The 12,745-nt window shown below is 74.4% G+C and carries 14 protein-coding genes; 6 read left to right on the top strand and 8 right to left on the bottom strand.

All coding sequences use genetic code 11. The features are described 5' to 3' along the window. Position 1: 1 nt before the first annotated feature. The 4 genes from F4562_RS08135 to F4562_RS08150 are packed head-to-tail and all read right to left on the bottom strand — an operon-like array spanning position 2 to position 5,149. Positions 2-1,195, bottom strand: a complete 1,194-nt coding sequence (locus tag F4562_RS08135; protein WP_184542205.1) for a glycosyltransferase — start codon at positions 1,193-1,195, stop codon at positions 2-4. Next, positions 1,192-2,490, bottom strand: a complete 1,299-nt coding sequence (locus tag F4562_RS08140) for a glycosyltransferase family 9 protein (protein WP_184542207.1) — start codon at positions 2,488-2,490, stop codon at positions 1,192-1,194. The genes F4562_RS08135 and F4562_RS08140 overlap by 4 nt, the downstream gene beginning before the upstream one ends. After that, positions 2,487-3,512: a glycosyltransferase family 2 protein gene (locus F4562_RS08145; protein ID WP_184542209.1), complete on the bottom strand. Its 1,026-nt coding sequence runs from the start codon at positions 3,510-3,512 to the stop codon at positions 2,487-2,489. The genes F4562_RS08140 and F4562_RS08145 overlap by 4 nt, the downstream gene beginning before the upstream one ends. Then, a complete protein-coding gene (locus tag F4562_RS08150) occupies positions 3,509-5,149 on the bottom strand; it encodes a carbamoyltransferase family protein (RefSeq protein ID WP_184542211.1) in 1,641 nt (546 codons plus the stop codon). The genes F4562_RS08145 and F4562_RS08150 overlap by 4 nt, the downstream gene beginning before the upstream one ends. A 308-nt stretch (positions 5,150-5,457) precedes the next feature. Here F4562_RS08150 and F4562_RS08155 point away from each other — a divergent pair, with 308 nt between their 5' ends. The 5 genes from F4562_RS08155 (at position 5,458) to F4562_RS08175 (ending at position 8,806) form a co-directional block, all read left to right on the top strand. Next, positions 5,458-6,114: a D-glycero-alpha-D-manno-heptose-1,7-bisphosphate 7-phosphatase gene (locus F4562_RS08155; protein ID WP_184542213.1), complete on the top strand. Its 657-nt coding sequence runs from the start codon at positions 5,458-5,460 to the stop codon at positions 6,112-6,114. Then, positions 6,111-7,109: a glycosyltransferase gene (locus F4562_RS08160; RefSeq protein ID WP_184542215.1), complete on the top strand. Its 999-nt coding sequence runs from the start codon at positions 6,111-6,113 to the stop codon at positions 7,107-7,109. Before F4562_RS08155 ends, F4562_RS08160 begins: the two co-directional genes overlap by 4 nt. A gap of 30 nt (positions 7,110-7,139) precedes the next feature. Then, positions 7,140-7,529 (top strand): hypothetical protein, encoded by a 390-nt coding sequence (locus tag F4562_RS08165; RefSeq protein WP_184542217.1) that lies wholly within the window; start codon positions 7,140-7,142, stop codon positions 7,527-7,529. A 95-nt stretch (positions 7,530-7,624) separates the two neighbouring features. Next, entirely contained in the window at positions 7,625-8,299 is a 675-nt protein-coding gene (locus tag F4562_RS08170; protein WP_184542224.1) for a DUF6766 family protein, read from the top strand. 90 nt (positions 8,300-8,389) lie between these two features. Next, a complete protein-coding gene (locus tag F4562_RS08175; RefSeq protein ID WP_184542226.1) occupies positions 8,390-8,806 on the top strand; it encodes a CBS domain-containing protein in 417 nt (138 codons plus the stop codon). Positions 8,807-8,938: 132 nt separating this feature from the next. Here the strand turns inward: F4562_RS08175 and F4562_RS08180 are convergent, their stop codons facing one another. From F4562_RS08180 to F4562_RS08195, 4 genes are all read right to left on the bottom strand, one after another. Next, positions 8,939-9,097, bottom strand: a complete 159-nt coding sequence (locus F4562_RS08180) for a hypothetical protein (protein ID WP_184542228.1) — start codon at positions 9,095-9,097, stop codon at positions 8,939-8,941. Positions 9,098-9,340: 243 nt separating this feature from the next. Then, a complete protein-coding gene (locus F4562_RS08185; protein WP_184542230.1) occupies positions 9,341-10,426 on the bottom strand; it encodes an RNA ligase in 1,086 nt (361 codons plus the stop codon). 203 nt (positions 10,427-10,629) lie between these two features. Next, a complete protein-coding gene (locus tag F4562_RS08190) occupies positions 10,630-11,076 on the bottom strand; it encodes a cytidine/deoxycytidylate deaminase family protein (protein ID WP_184542232.1) in 447 nt (148 codons plus the stop codon). Between the two features lie 25 nt (positions 11,077-11,101). Next, positions 11,102-11,776, bottom strand: a complete 675-nt coding sequence (locus tag F4562_RS08195; protein ID WP_184542233.1) for a RibD family protein — start codon at positions 11,774-11,776, stop codon at positions 11,102-11,104. A 171-nt stretch (positions 11,777-11,947) separates the two neighbouring features. On the opposite strand from F4562_RS08195, the gene F4562_RS08200 reads away from it, so the two are divergent. Continuing rightward, a complete protein-coding gene (locus F4562_RS08200; protein ID WP_184542235.1) occupies positions 11,948-12,613 on the top strand; it encodes an AIM24 family protein in 666 nt (221 codons plus the stop codon). The last annotated feature ends 132 nt before the right edge of the window (positions 12,614-12,745 follow it).

The raw sequence follows: 12,745 nt of genomic DNA on the forward strand, positions 1-12,745 counted from the left end.
GTCACCCCCCCGCCGCGGCGACACCCGCCCGGCGGCCGGTGAGCACGTCGAGGTAGACGGCCTCGGTGCGCTCGGCCACAAGGGGCCAGCCGTATCCGGACCGGGCACGCCGCAGCCCGGCCGCCGCGAGCGATCCCCGCAGCCCGGGACGGTCCAGCACGTCGCGCAGGGCCCGGGTCAGGGCACTCGGGCGGCGCGGCGGCACCAGCACACCGCACCCGGTGACCGTGTCGAGGTGACCGCCCACCGCGGAGGCGATCACCGGCACGCCGCAGGCCATCGCCTCCAGCGGGACCATGCCGAACGGTTCGTACCAGGGCACGGTCACCAGGACGTCGGCCGAGCGCATCAGCGCCGGCACCTCGGCCCGGCCGACGCTGCCGATCAGGTGGACCCGGTCCGCCATCCCGTACGCGGCGGCCATGGCGGCCAGCCGCGCCACCTCCCCGTCGCCGGGTTCGCCGCCCACGACGACCAGTTCGGCGTCCGGCAGGTGCCGCATGGCCCGCACGACGGTGTCCACGCCCTTGCGGGGGACCATCCGGCCGAGGCTGAGGACGCGCCGCCGTGCCCCGCGGGGTGCGGCGGGACCTTCCGGCCGGAAGAGCCCCAGGTCGACGCCGCACGGCACGACGGTGATCCGGTCGCCGGGCACGCCCATCCGCAGCAGCTCGTTCACCTCGTCGGTGCAGGTGGCGACGATCGCGTGGACCCGGCGCCCGATGTCGGCCTCGGCGGCGATCCGCCGGTCCGGGCTGGTGTCCGCGGCCCCCTGCCAGCGCCGCTTGACCGTGCCCAGCGCGTGGAAGGTCTGCAGCACCGGCACCCCGGTGACCTCGGCGGCGGACAGCGCGGCCAGGCCGCTCATCCAGAAGTGGGCGTGGGCCACGTCGGGCGGGTTCACCGCCCACCTGCGCGTGAGGTGCTCGGCGAACTCCGGCATGTACGGCAGCAACTCGTCCTTGGGGAGGGCGGTGGCGGGACCCGCCGGCACGTGCTCCACGCTCACGCCCGGCCCCAGAGGCACCCGCTCCGGCTCGTCGGCGGCGGCTCGCCGGGTGTGGACGACGACCTCGTGCCCCCGCCGGGCCAGTGCCGCGGCCAGCTCCGCGACATGGACGTTCTGCCCTCCCGCGTCGACGCCGCCGATGGTCGCGAGGGGATCGGCGTGCTCCGATATCAGAGCGATCCTCATGTGACGGCCTCCTTCACGCACGTCAGGCGGTTCACCGCCTCGACGACCTGGGTGCTTGGCACGGATGACAGACACGGGTGGCCCGGGACGGGGCACACCCTCGCCCGGCTCCCCCGGCAGGGGGCCTGCTGGTCGCCGAGCAGCGCGACCGGCACGCCGTACGGTGCCCAGCGCCCGGCCGGCACCACGGGGGCGAAGAGGCTGACCACGGGAGTGCCGACGGCCGCAGCGAGGTGGGCGGGGCCGGTGTTGGCGACGACCACCGCGGCGGCCCCGGCGAGCACCGCGGCCAGCTCTGCCAGGTCCGTCCGTCCGCCCAGGTCGACGACGGACCTGCCGGCGGGCCCCGTCGCGTCCCCGAGGACTTCGGCCAGTTCCCGCCCCGCCTCCTGGGGTGTGTGCCCGGGTGCGACGGCCGTCCCGGTCCCGGCCGGGCCGCCGTCCGGAGCGGGCCCGCCGGGGTGGACGCCGGGCCAGCCGGGCAGGCGGGCGGGACCGCCGGCCGGCCAGCCACCGGGGAAGGCGGGGCCGGGTGACAGCCCGTACAGCCCGGCGCCGCCGGCGACCCTGGCGGTGAGGGCCCGCTCACCGGGGCCGCCGGTTACCACGACGCGCCGGCCCGCGCGGACGAGGTCGTGGACCACCCGGGTCCAGCTCTCCGCCGGCCACGACCTGGCGGGGGCGGAGACCCCGGGGTGTACGACGACGTATCCGGCCGGGCCGGTCAGGTGGCCGACCTCGGGCAGCGGGTGCCGCACGGCGAGGCCGCCCGCGTCGCCGGGCGGCAGGTCGAATCCCGCCGCCCTGGCCAGGCCGAGCATGCGCTCGGCCTCCGGCACGTCCGCGTCCTCGTCGACCACGTGCCGCACGTCCAGCAGCGAGCCGGGGTAGTCGGCCGAGATGGCGGCGATCCTCGGCACCCCCGCCAGCCGCAGCAGCAGGGCCAGCGGCAGCGGCGACTGGTGGAAGGAGGTGAGGATCAGCGCCTGCTCCGGGGCCGCCTCCCGGACGATCCGCAGCAGGCGCAGAACATGCGACCCGGTCATCGGCGGCGGGGCCGGGTCGATCCAGGGGGTCCGCCACTCCACCACCCGTGACACGCCGGGCAGCAGCTCACCCGCGGCCCGGCCGTGCGGTCCCGCGAGCAGCACGACCTCGCGCGCGCCCGCGGCGACCGCCCGGATCGCCGGCCCGGCGAGCAGGACGTCGCCCGCGTTGTCCGGGCGGGCGACGAGGACGGTGCCGGCCCCGGCGGTACCGTCCCCTGCGGCACCGTCCCCGGCCGGGCCGGTCATCGCCTGACCCTCAGCTCGCCGCGGACGCGGTAGGCGCACGCGACCGGCGGGATGACCGCCGAGGTGATCGCCATCCACCGGATCTCCCGCCCGGTCCGGGGGCCGGGGGCGATGCGGGCCCAGGCGAACTCGGCGGTGAGCAACGCCCAGGCGGCCCCGGCCAGGGCGGCCGTCCGGGGTGACCGCAGCGCGGCGGCGCCGAGCGCGAGCACGCCGAGCCCGGTGACGAGGGCGTGCCTGCGCAGCCGCCCCGGCGCGCGGACGGCGGCCCGCCAGTGCGGGCCGTGCAGGCGGCGCATCAGCGCGTCGTCGGCGTTGCCTCGCTGGAGGCGGACGCTGTGCCACAGGCCGCCGTCCGGTATGGGGTGCAGCGTCACCCGTTCCCCCCTGACCAGCCGGTACCCGGCGGCGAGCATCCGCAGCGCCAGGTCGGCGTCCTCCCGGTAGGCGCGCGGGAAGCGCTCGTCGAAGCCGCCGACGCGTTCCAGCGCGGACCGGCGGTAGGCCATGTCCGCGGTGATCCAGTGAGCCGCGGCGAGACCGGCCGTGTTGCGTTCGGCGTCGGTGGGACGCCGGTCGGGCGGCAGCGGGACCTCTATCCGTCCCTGGCTGCCGGCGACCTCCTCCGGCAGGCCGGCGAGGTCGGCGCGGAGTGCGTCCGCCCAGCCGGGCCGGGGCACCACGTCGTCGTCCAGGAAGGCGACCCAGGGGGTGCGCGCGGCCCGCCATCCGACGTTGCGCGCCGCGGCCGGTCCCCTCCCTCCGGAGCGCAGCACCCGGATCCGGGGTGCGGCGGCGACCGCGGCGGCGACCGGGTCGTCCGCCGGCGCACCGGCCCCGTGCGGGGCACCGAACCCGTACGGCGCGTCGGACCCGCGTGGCGCGCCGGCTCCCTGCGGTGCGTCGGCCCCTCGCCGGCCCGGCCGGTCGTCGACCACGATGACGTCGAGGTCCTCATCCAGCGCCGCGAGCGTCGCGGCGAGGCCGGCCCGGCCGATCGTGGGAACCACCACGGTGATCATGAGGTGAACAGCTCCCCCCTGCGGATCAGGAAGGGCCCCAGCGCCAGCAGGTCCACCGGCGAGGACCCGAAGCACTCCAGCGCGTCCCGGGGATCGTCGACCATGGGCCGTCCCGCCGTGTTGAGGCTGGTGTTGACCACCACGGGAAGACCGGTGCGACGCTCGAACTCCTGGAGCGTCCGGGCGAGCAGCGGGTCGCCGGCCCGGTCCACGGTCTGGATCCTGGCGGTGCCGTCGACGTGCACGACGGCGGGGATCCGCTCGCGCCACTCGGGACGCACGTCGTGCACGAAGAGCATGTAGGGGCTGGGCAGCGGGCCGCGCTCGAAGATCTCGCAGGCGCGATCGGCCAGTACCATCGGGGCGACCGGGCGGAACTGCTCGCGGCCCTTGACGTCGTTCAGCCGCTCGGTGTTGGCGGCGTATCCGGGATGGGCCAGGAGGGAGCGGTTCCCCAGCGCCCGTGGGCCGTACTCGCTACGCCCCTGGAACCAGGCGACGATCCCGTTGGCGGCGAGCTCCGCGGCGACCGCGGCGGGCAGGTCCGCGGGGCGCTCGTACGGCACCCGCGCCACCCGCAGCCAGGCTGCCAGCTCCTCCTCGGTCCACCCGCGGCCGAGATCGGCGCCCGGCATCGGCGCGGCGGGCTCGCCGAAGGCGCGGGCCAGGTGCAGTGCCCCGCCCAGCGCGGTGCCGGCGTCCCCGGCGGCCGGCTGCACCCACAGGTGCTCGAAGGGGCCCTCGGCCAGCAGCCGGGTGTTGGCGACGCAGTTGAGCGCCACGCCGCCGGCCATGGTCAGGCGGCGGTCGCCGGTCCTGCCGTGCAGCCAGCGCGCGAGGTCGAGCAGCACCTCCTCCAGGCGGCGCTGCACGCTCGCCGCGAGATCGGCGTGCTCCTCGGTCCAGGGCTCACCGGCGCGCAACGCCTTGGCGTAGCCGCCCCAGTCGACGGGTTCGACGCGGAACCCGCCCTCCCCGTCGGAGCGGATCAGCTCGCGTAACTCTCCCAGGTGGCGGGGGTGGCCGTAGGAGGCCATGGCCATGACCTTGTACTCGTCGCTGGAGCGCAGGAAGCCCAGGTGCTCGGTGATCTCCTCGTACATCAGGCCCAGTGAGTGCGGCAGCTCCTGCGTGGCCAGGATCGTCAGCTCGCCGTCGCGGTAGTGCCCGGCCAGGTGCGAGACCGCCTCGCCGCGTCCGTCGCAGACCAGCACCGCCGAGTCCCGGTACGGCGCGGCGAGGCCAGCCGAGGCCGCGTGCGCGACGTGGTGCGGCACATAGCGGACCTGGGCGGCGTCCAGGCCCGGCAGGGCGGTGGCCAGGAAGGACGGCGCGCGCCACGCGTAGGCGGTGCGCAGGTCCTCCCATCGCTCGTCCTGGCCGGGCCCGTCCGGTCGTACGAGAGCGGGATCGTAGGAGTAGGCGACGGCGTCCAGGTCCTCCGGCCGCAGGCCCGCCGCCTCCAGGCACCAGGCCGCGGCGCGCTCCGGCAGTTCCCAGGCCGAGAAGGGGACGGGACGCTTGCCGTGCTTGCGGCGGCTGAAGCGTTCCTCTTCGGCGGCGGCGACCACCTCGCCGTCGACGACGAGGGCGGCGGCCGGATCGTGGAAGATCGCGTTGATCCCGAGAAATCTCATGGATTGACCTCTCATCCGATACCTAGTGACTACCGAGAGAAGCGCTTCTCAAACGGAGAAAACGGACATAATCCCTGCTACACGGCATTTAGCCCAGACTTTGTCACTCTCCGTAATTTTTCCGGAGTTTGCCGACTCGGCCCGCCGGGTATCGCGGACACCGCCGCCGGCGGGGACGAGAAGACACGGCGGCGACACCGGCCGGGGGGCGGCGGGAACACGCGGACACGGGGAAGCACGGCGCAAGCCCGGGAACACGGGAAAGCACGGCAGAAGCACGGGGAAGCACGGACAGGAGGTGCTCGGCGATGGGTCGTGAACGACCGGCCGCCGTCCTTTTCGACCGGGACGGCACCCTCATCGCGGACGTCCCGTACAACGGCGACCCGGCCCGGGTGGAACCTGTTCCCGGCGCGTTGCCCGCGCTGACGCGGCTGCGCCGGGCGGGTGTGCCGACCGGCGTGGTCACCAACCAGTCGGGGGTGGCCAGAGGACTCGTCCACGCCGCGGACGTGGCCGCGGTCAACGCCAGGGTGGAGGAGCTCCTGGGGCCGTTCGACGTCTGGGCGGTGTGCCCGCACGGCGAGGACGACGGGTGCGGCTGCCGCAAGCCCGCCCCGGGGCTGGTGCTCGCGGCGGCGCGGTCGCTGGGGGTGGACGCCCGCGACTGCGTGGTGATCGGGGACATCGGCCGCGACGTCGAGGCCGCCCGCGCGGCCGGGGCCCGGGGCATCCTCGTGCCCACCCCCCTGACCCTCGCCCACGAGGTCTCGGCGGCCGGCGAGGTGGCACGCGACCTGCGCGCCGCGGTCGATCTGATCCTGGACGCGGCCCCCCCGGCCCGGCACGGCGCGGCCGGCGGAAACCCGCCCGGACGCGGTCCCGCCGCCGGAGCACCGGCCCGGGGCGGCGCGGGCGCCGCGGAACCGGCCGGGTACGGCCCCGGCGGCGGGAGGACGGCGTGAGGATCCTGCTGTGGCACGTGCACGGGTCGTGGACGACGGCGTTCGTCCGGGGACGCCACGACTACCTGGTTCCGCTGGTGCCCGGCCGGGGGCCCGACGGCCGGGGCCGGGCGTTGACCTACCCGTGGCCCGGCACCGTACGCGAGGTGCCGTGGGACCGGCTCGCCGGCGAGGACGTCGACGTGGTCGTCCTGCAACGCCCGCACGAGGAGGAGCTGGCGCGCGCCTGGCTGGGGCGTGTCCCCGGGCGTGACGTGCCCGCCGTCTACGTCGAGCACAACACCCCCGCCGGGGACGTCCCCCGCACCCGGCACCCGCTGGCCGGCCGCGCCGACATCCCGCTGGTGCACGTCACCCACTTCAACGCGCTGTTCTGGGACTCGGGCAGAGCCCCCGTCCACGTCATCGAGCACGGGGTCGTCGACCCCGGGCACCGCTACACCGGTGAGCTGCCCCGGGCCGGCGTCGTCGTCAACGAACCCGTCCGGCGCGGGCGCGTCGCCGGGACGGACCTGCTGCCGGCCTTCGCCGCCGCGGCCCCCCTCGACGTCTTCGGCATGGGGGTCACCGGCCTGCCGGAGCATCTGGGGGTGCCCGTGGGAACCTTCGAGAACCCGCCGCAGGCGGCGATGCACACCGAGCTCGCCCGGCGCCGCGTCTACCTGCACCCCTACCGCTGGACCTCGCTCGGCCTGTCGCTGATCGAGGCCATGCTGCTCGGCATGCCCGTCGTCGCCCCGGCCACCACCGAGGCCGTGGAGGCGGTCCCGCCGGAGGCCGGGGTGGTCTCCACCCGCGTCGGCACCCTCGCCGCCGCCCTGCGGGCCTTCGTCGCCGACCCCGGCGCCGCCCGGCGGGCGGGTGAGGCCGCCCGCGCCGCCGCCCTCGGACGTTACGGCCTGGAGCGCTTCCTGGCCGACTGGGACCTCCTGCTCCACCGCGTCGCGGACGTCTCGCCCGTGTCGGCTCGCACGGCGGGAACGGCCGGGATGTGACATCCGCGCCGGTGGGGGTAGGGAAGGCGGATGAAGATCAGAAACGGGTTGGTGGCCGTCGCGGCGCTGACGGCGTCTCTGACCGGTTGCGCCTCCGCTGACGACGTCCCCGCGCGGGAGGCGGCCCTGCGGTTCTACGGGGCGGTGGAGGGCGGGCAGGGTGAACGGGCCTGCGCGCTGCTCGCCCCGGAGGCGGCCGAGAGCCTGCGGACCGGCGGCGAGACCTGCGCCGCCGCCGTCGCCCAGCTCGACCTGCCGGGTGGCGAGGTGCTGGGCGTCCAGGTCTGGGGGGACGAGGCCCAGGTGAGGTTGACCCGCGACACCGTCTTCCTGCATCGCTTCCCCGCCGGCTGGCTGGTACGCGGTGCGGGGTGCCGGTCCCGCGGTGACCTTCCCTACGACTGTGAGGTGAGGACCTGAAGATGCGCGTCATGTTCGTCACGACCCTCACGATCATCACGATCGGGCTGGCCTACTTCTTCACCATCGGCCTGCTGCACCGGTAGGGGAGCGCAATGAGACGTTTCATCAAGGACAACGCGCTCAGCCTGTTCTTCCTGGTCGCGTTCGTGCTCGCCCTGGCCGGCCAGTCCGTCGCGGGGCACGCCGTCGCCAACGAACGGCAGATCGCCGAGGGCGGGGCGCCGGTCTCCTGGACGGACTACGTCACCTCCTCCGAGTTCGCCGTCGACGTCGCGGAGAACTGGCAGTCGGAGTACCTCCAGTTCCTGCTGTTCATCCTGGCCACGGTCTGGCTGGTACAGCGCGGCTCCCCCGAGTCGAAGGAGCCCGGCAAGGAAGGCGGGGAGAGCGACGCCGAACAGCAGGTCGGGCGGCACGCCGAGAAGGACAGCCCGTCCTGGGCCCGGACGTACGGGCTGCGGCAGGGCCTGTACGGCAACTCGCTGGGCCTGGTCATGGGAACGATCTTCCTGCTGTCGTGGCTGGCCCAGTCGGTGGCGGGTGTGGCGGGCTACAACACCGACCAGCTCGCCCAGTTGCAGGACCCGGTCAGCTGGGGCGAGTACGTCGTGTCCGCCGACTTCTGGAACCGCACCCTGCAGAACTGGCAGTCGGAGTTCCTCGCCGTGCTGTCGATGGTCGTCCTCTCCGTCTACCTGCGCCAGCGCGGGTCCCCGGAGTCCAAACCCGTCGGAGCCCCGCACCACGCGACCGGAGTCGAGGGCTGACCCCGTCCCCGGGGGCGGTTTCAATCCGCCGGTCGGGGGCAGCGGAACGACTCTGCGTCCGTCGATCCACACCTGTCGAAAGGAGCGAGCATGACAACCGCGCGCGAGATCATGACACCGGATCCCGAGTGCGTGAGGGCCGATGAGACGGTCCTCGACGCGGCCGAGAAGATGGCCCGCCTGGACGTCGGCGCCCTGCCCATCTGCGGTGAGGACGACCGGCTCAAGGGCATGCTGACCGATCGGGACATCGTGGTGAAGGTGCTGGCCAGGGGCCAGGACCCCAAGACCGCCCACGCCGGCGACCTCGCCCAGGGCGAGGCCGTCACCATCGGCGCCGACGACGACGCCCGCGAGATCCTGCGGACGATGTCCTCGCACCGGGTACGCCGGCTTCCGGTGATCGACGGTCACCGCCTGGTCGGGATGGTGGCTCTGGCCGATGTCGCCAAGGCGCTGCCGGACGCCCCGGTCGGCGACCTGATGGAGGCTGTGACCTCCGACTGACCCGCACGGGTCAGTCGGGTCACACGCGTCCGGAGCCGGAGCGGGGGCCGCCGCACGGCGGCCCCCGCTCTCCTGTTCCCCCGGCCCGGGGAAGGACGCGTCACCGGTTCCCCCGGCGCGGGGAAGGACGCGTCACTGGTTCCCGGAGCCGGGAGCGCTCTTGCGGTCGTCGGGAACCTGCGCCGGCGGACCCTCGCGGTCCCCGCCCGGCGCGGTGTCGCCCCCCGCGTCCTGCCTGTCGTCCGGCACCTGGGCCGGAGGATCGTCCATCTCCGGATCGGTCTCGGTCATCGTGATCCCCCATCCTTCGGCGGGTCTTCTCATCCTGAGCACGTCACAGTCTCCTGGGGCGGCTCCGGCCGGAGTCGTCCGGGAGACGTGACGGGAGTCCGCTATCCGATGCGCGCCGCCTTATAGCACCCGGACGTGAAAAACTTCCCGCCGGCCGCTTTCAGGGCTTCGGGACACCGGAACCGGACACCCCCCACGGGCGCCGCCCCGCCGTCTACGCCGTCTCCCCGGCCGCTCCGCCGTCTACGCCGTCTCCCCGCCGAGGTGGATGGGACGGTCGTCCCCCGAAGGACGCAGCGACCGCCAGACGGCCGGACGCGGGTCCCTGCCGTCCAGGAGCATGAACAGCCACTGCCGGAACTCCGACCCCGACGCCGCGGCGGCGTAGTCGCCCCGGCCCCAGCCTTCCGGCAACCCGGCCAGGATCCGCTCGTGGGCCGCCCGCGCTCCGTCGACGATCTCGTCGGTCTCGCGCCTGAGCCGCCCGGCGAGGTCGGCGACCCAGCCGTGGAACTCGTCCGGCAGGTCCTCGCAGACGTCCGCCACGGTCCTGCCCGCGTCGAGTGCCTCCCAGACCACCCGGGCGTTGAGACCGGCGAGGACCCGGTGCAGGTCCAGGTAGTCGGCCTGCTTGACCTTCACCATCCGGCCGGTCTCGACCAGCCGTACGACGACCCCCTCGGCACCCGGGCGGGGCGGCAGGGCGAGCGCCCCGGCCAGCGACGGGGCGGCGAGGACCCGCGCCGACGGGCCGGGCCAGCCGGGGACCTCGGAGGGCGACAGGATCGCGCCGGTGGCCGTCTCGACCGCGCCGAGGAGGAACAGGTCGTCGGTGTCGCCGTAGTCGCAGACCAACCGGGTGCCCGGATAGACGATCTCGAACAGGATCGTCAGCCCCTCCGGCGGGACGAATCCACCGTAGCGGGCACGAAGCAGGTCCGTGGCGTGCGTGGCCTGGTCGCTGGTGAAGGAACCCCTGGTCGCCACGGCCGGGCCCGCCGACGTCGGGTAGAGGACACCCAGCGAGCCGTCCAGTTTGTCGACCACGACGACCTCGGCCGACAGGTCCAGCTCCCCCGCCAGCGGATCGCCGTAGTTGAAGAACTTGCGGAACGGCCGCGCCACCACCCGGTCGCGGGCGTCGAGGATCAGTCCGCGGCAGGCCAGCGTGACCGCGTTCCAGGCCCGGTCGACCTGGGCCTTCTCGGTGTAGTTGAGGATCCGCAGCGGCTCCGACGGGTGAGATCGGCTGCGGACGTACCCGGAGGCGATCGCGGCCTCCAGGTCCCGTGGGTCGAACAGGTCTGTGACGTGGGGGAGGTCGCTCATCGGGGGTGCCGTCCTGTTCCTCGGTGCGGGCGTCCTGCGGGGTCGCCGGCCCCGGAGTCCGGCACCGGACCGGCACCGGCATCGGTGCCGGTGCCGGTGTCCGCCGGTGCCGTACGCGCGGGGCGGCGCACTCTTTCAGATGACGGCGGGGGCTGCGTGGTTCACACCGGCGTACGGGAGAGGGGCGGGTACCGGGGGGACCTTCAGCCCGCGAGGAGATGCGCGTTGGGTTCGCGGGCCGAGGCGGCGAGCTCGGGAAGCTCCACCACGCTCACCCCGGCCGCCGCGAGTTCCTCGGCCCCGTGGCAGTCGACGAAGATCAGGGGCTCCCGCCAGGCAATGACCACGCGGCGGACACCGCTGTCGATGATCAACCGGGTGCAGGTCCGGGGGCGGGAACTGCGCCTGCTGCACGGTTCGAGGCTGCTGTAGACGGTGGCGCCGGGCAGCCGGGGGTCTCCCGGGGGGATCTTGCCGAGCGCCGACTCCTCGGCGTGGACGTGCGGGTCGCCGCCCTCGCGCGAGTGTCCGCGGGAGATCTCCCGCCCGTCGGCGCCGACCACCACGGCGCCCACCGAGAAGGCCGTCTCCGAGGGCGGGCAGCGTCGCGCCAGGTCACAGGCCAGGCGAAGCCAGTCGTGATCGTTCATCCGGTTCCTCCCCACAGGCGGCGCATCAGTCGATGAGGTAACGCAGCAGTACGACGTCACCCATCGGGCGGACCTCCGCCAGCCGCATGGGCCGCCGCCGGTCCCGGGGGAAGCCGCCGCCGGCGACGAAGCGCGGGCCGGCGGGGTCGCCGACGAAGAACGGGGCGACGACCAGGTGGATCTCGTCGACGAGGTCCGCCCGCAGGAAGCCGGTGTGGATCGAGGTGCCGCCCTCGACCATCAGGCGGCGCACCCCCCGCCCGGCCAGGTCGCCCAGGACCCGACCCAGGTCGACCGGGTCGCCGGCGTCGACCACGGTGGCCGTCCCACCGAGCCGCGCGGTCAGCGGGGCGGCGGCCCCCGACCCGGTGTAGACGATCCGGTCGGCGTCACCGGCGGCGAAGAAGGCGGCGGCCGGGTCGAGGTCGCCGGACGCGGTCACGGTCACCTTCACCGGGGACGGGGGCAGGCCCCGCGCCACCCGGTCCCGCCTGCGTTCGGGCGAACGGACCAGCAGCCGGGGGTCGTCGCGGCGGATCGTGCCCGCCCCGACCAGGATCGCGTCGCATCCGGCGCGGACCGCGTCGACCCGGTCGAAGTCCTCGTCGTTGGAGAGAAGCAGTCGTTCGGGCGTGTCGTCGTCGATGTATCCGTCGACGGACATCGCGCAACTCAGCAGTACGTAAGGGCGTCCGCGCACGCTCCGCCTCCCGGTTCGGGCACCGGCCGATCGTACTGCACCGCCGTCGGGGGGCGGCGACGCCCGTCCCCTGTCCCGCACCTCCGCGGGGCGGGGAGGGGGCGGGAACTACGCGACCGTATGGTTCGTCATTGACCGTACGACCACCTCGACATCGAGAGGCATATCCCCATGCGCAGTTCCTTCTTCGGCAACCTCGACCAGGGCACGGCTCCCGGCCATTTCGTCCTGCAGAACTCCAAGATGCTGCTGGTGCAGCTGAACGGTGAGGTGCTGGCGCGGCAGGGCTCGATGGTCGCCTTCCAGGGGCAGATGGACTTCGACTACGAGGGTGGCGGAGTCGGGCGGATGTTCAAGAAGATGGTCACCGGCGAAGGCGCGCCGCTGATGCGGGTCCGCGGGCAGGGCCCGTTGTTCCTCGCCGACAACGCTCAGGACGTGCACCTGTTCTACCTGGAGAACGAGGCGCTCACCGTGAACGGCACGAACCTGCTGGCCTTCGACCCCCAGTTGACCTGGGACATCCAGCGGGTGCAGGGTGCGGGCATGGCCACCGGCGGCCTGTTCAACACCACGGTCAGCGGCACCGGCTGGGTCGCGGTCACCGCGCACGGCTCCCCCGTGCTGCTCGACACCTCCCGCATGCCGACCTTCGTCGACGGCCAGTCGGCGGTGTGCTGGAGCGCGCACCTGCAGGTGGGCGTCAACCGGACCATGAAGATGGGGGCCCTCATCGGACGCGGCAGCGGGGAGGCCGCCCAGCTGGCCTTCCAGGGGCAGGGGTTCGTCCTCGTCCAGGCCAGCGAGGGCCCGGTCCTCCCCCAGAAGACCGGCTGACCGCTCCCCCTCCAGCCCCCGGGCCGGGCCGTGTGGGGTGCCCGCCTCTCCCCCGGAAGACCGGCCGGCCACTCCTCCTCCCGGCCGCGTGAGGGGTGGCCCGGTCCCTCCCCCGGAAGACCGGCCGGCCGC

This window comes from Streptosporangium becharense (genome assembly GCF_014204985.1).
Classification (GTDB): Bacteria; Actinomycetota; Actinomycetes; order Streptosporangiales; family Streptosporangiaceae; genus Streptosporangium; species Streptosporangium becharense.

Bases quoted from the DNA above. Each gene is read 5' to 3' on its own strand.
- F4562_RS08135 (WP_184542205.1), bottom strand. From the start codon at position 1,195: ATGAGGATCGCTCTGATATCGGAGCACGCCGATCCCCTCGCGACCATC.
- F4562_RS08140 (WP_184542207.1), bottom strand. From the start codon at position 2,490: ATGACCGGCCCGGCCGGGGACGGTGCCGCAGGGGACGGTACCGCCGGG.
- F4562_RS08145 (WP_184542209.1), bottom strand. From the start codon at position 3,512: ATGATCACCGTGGTGGTTCCCACGATCGGCCGGGCCGGCCTCGCCGCG.
- F4562_RS08150 (WP_184542211.1), bottom strand. From the start codon at position 5,149: ATGAGATTTCTCGGGATCAACGCGATCTTCCACGATCCGGCCGCCGCC.
- F4562_RS08155 (WP_184542213.1), top strand. From the start codon at position 5,458: ATGGGTCGTGAACGACCGGCCGCCGTCCTTTTCGACCGGGACGGCACC.
- F4562_RS08165 (WP_184542217.1), top strand. From the start codon at position 7,140: ATGAAGATCAGAAACGGGTTGGTGGCCGTCGCGGCGCTGACGGCGTCT.
- F4562_RS08170 (WP_184542224.1), top strand. From the start codon at position 7,625: ATGAGACGTTTCATCAAGGACAACGCGCTCAGCCTGTTCTTCCTGGTC.
- F4562_RS08175 (WP_184542226.1), top strand. From the start codon at position 8,390: ATGACAACCGCGCGCGAGATCATGACACCGGATCCCGAGTGCGTGAGG.
- F4562_RS08180 (WP_184542228.1), bottom strand. From the start codon at position 9,097: ATGACCGAGACCGATCCGGAGATGGACGATCCTCCGGCCCAGGTGCCG.
- F4562_RS08185 (WP_184542230.1), bottom strand. From the start codon at position 10,426: ATGAGCGACCTCCCCCACGTCACAGACCTGTTCGACCCACGGGACCTG.
- F4562_RS08190 (WP_184542232.1), bottom strand. From the start codon at position 11,076: ATGAACGATCACGACTGGCTTCGCCTGGCCTGTGACCTGGCGCGACGC.
- F4562_RS08200 (WP_184542235.1), top strand. From the start codon at position 11,948: ATGCGCAGTTCCTTCTTCGGCAACCTCGACCAGGGCACGGCTCCCGGC.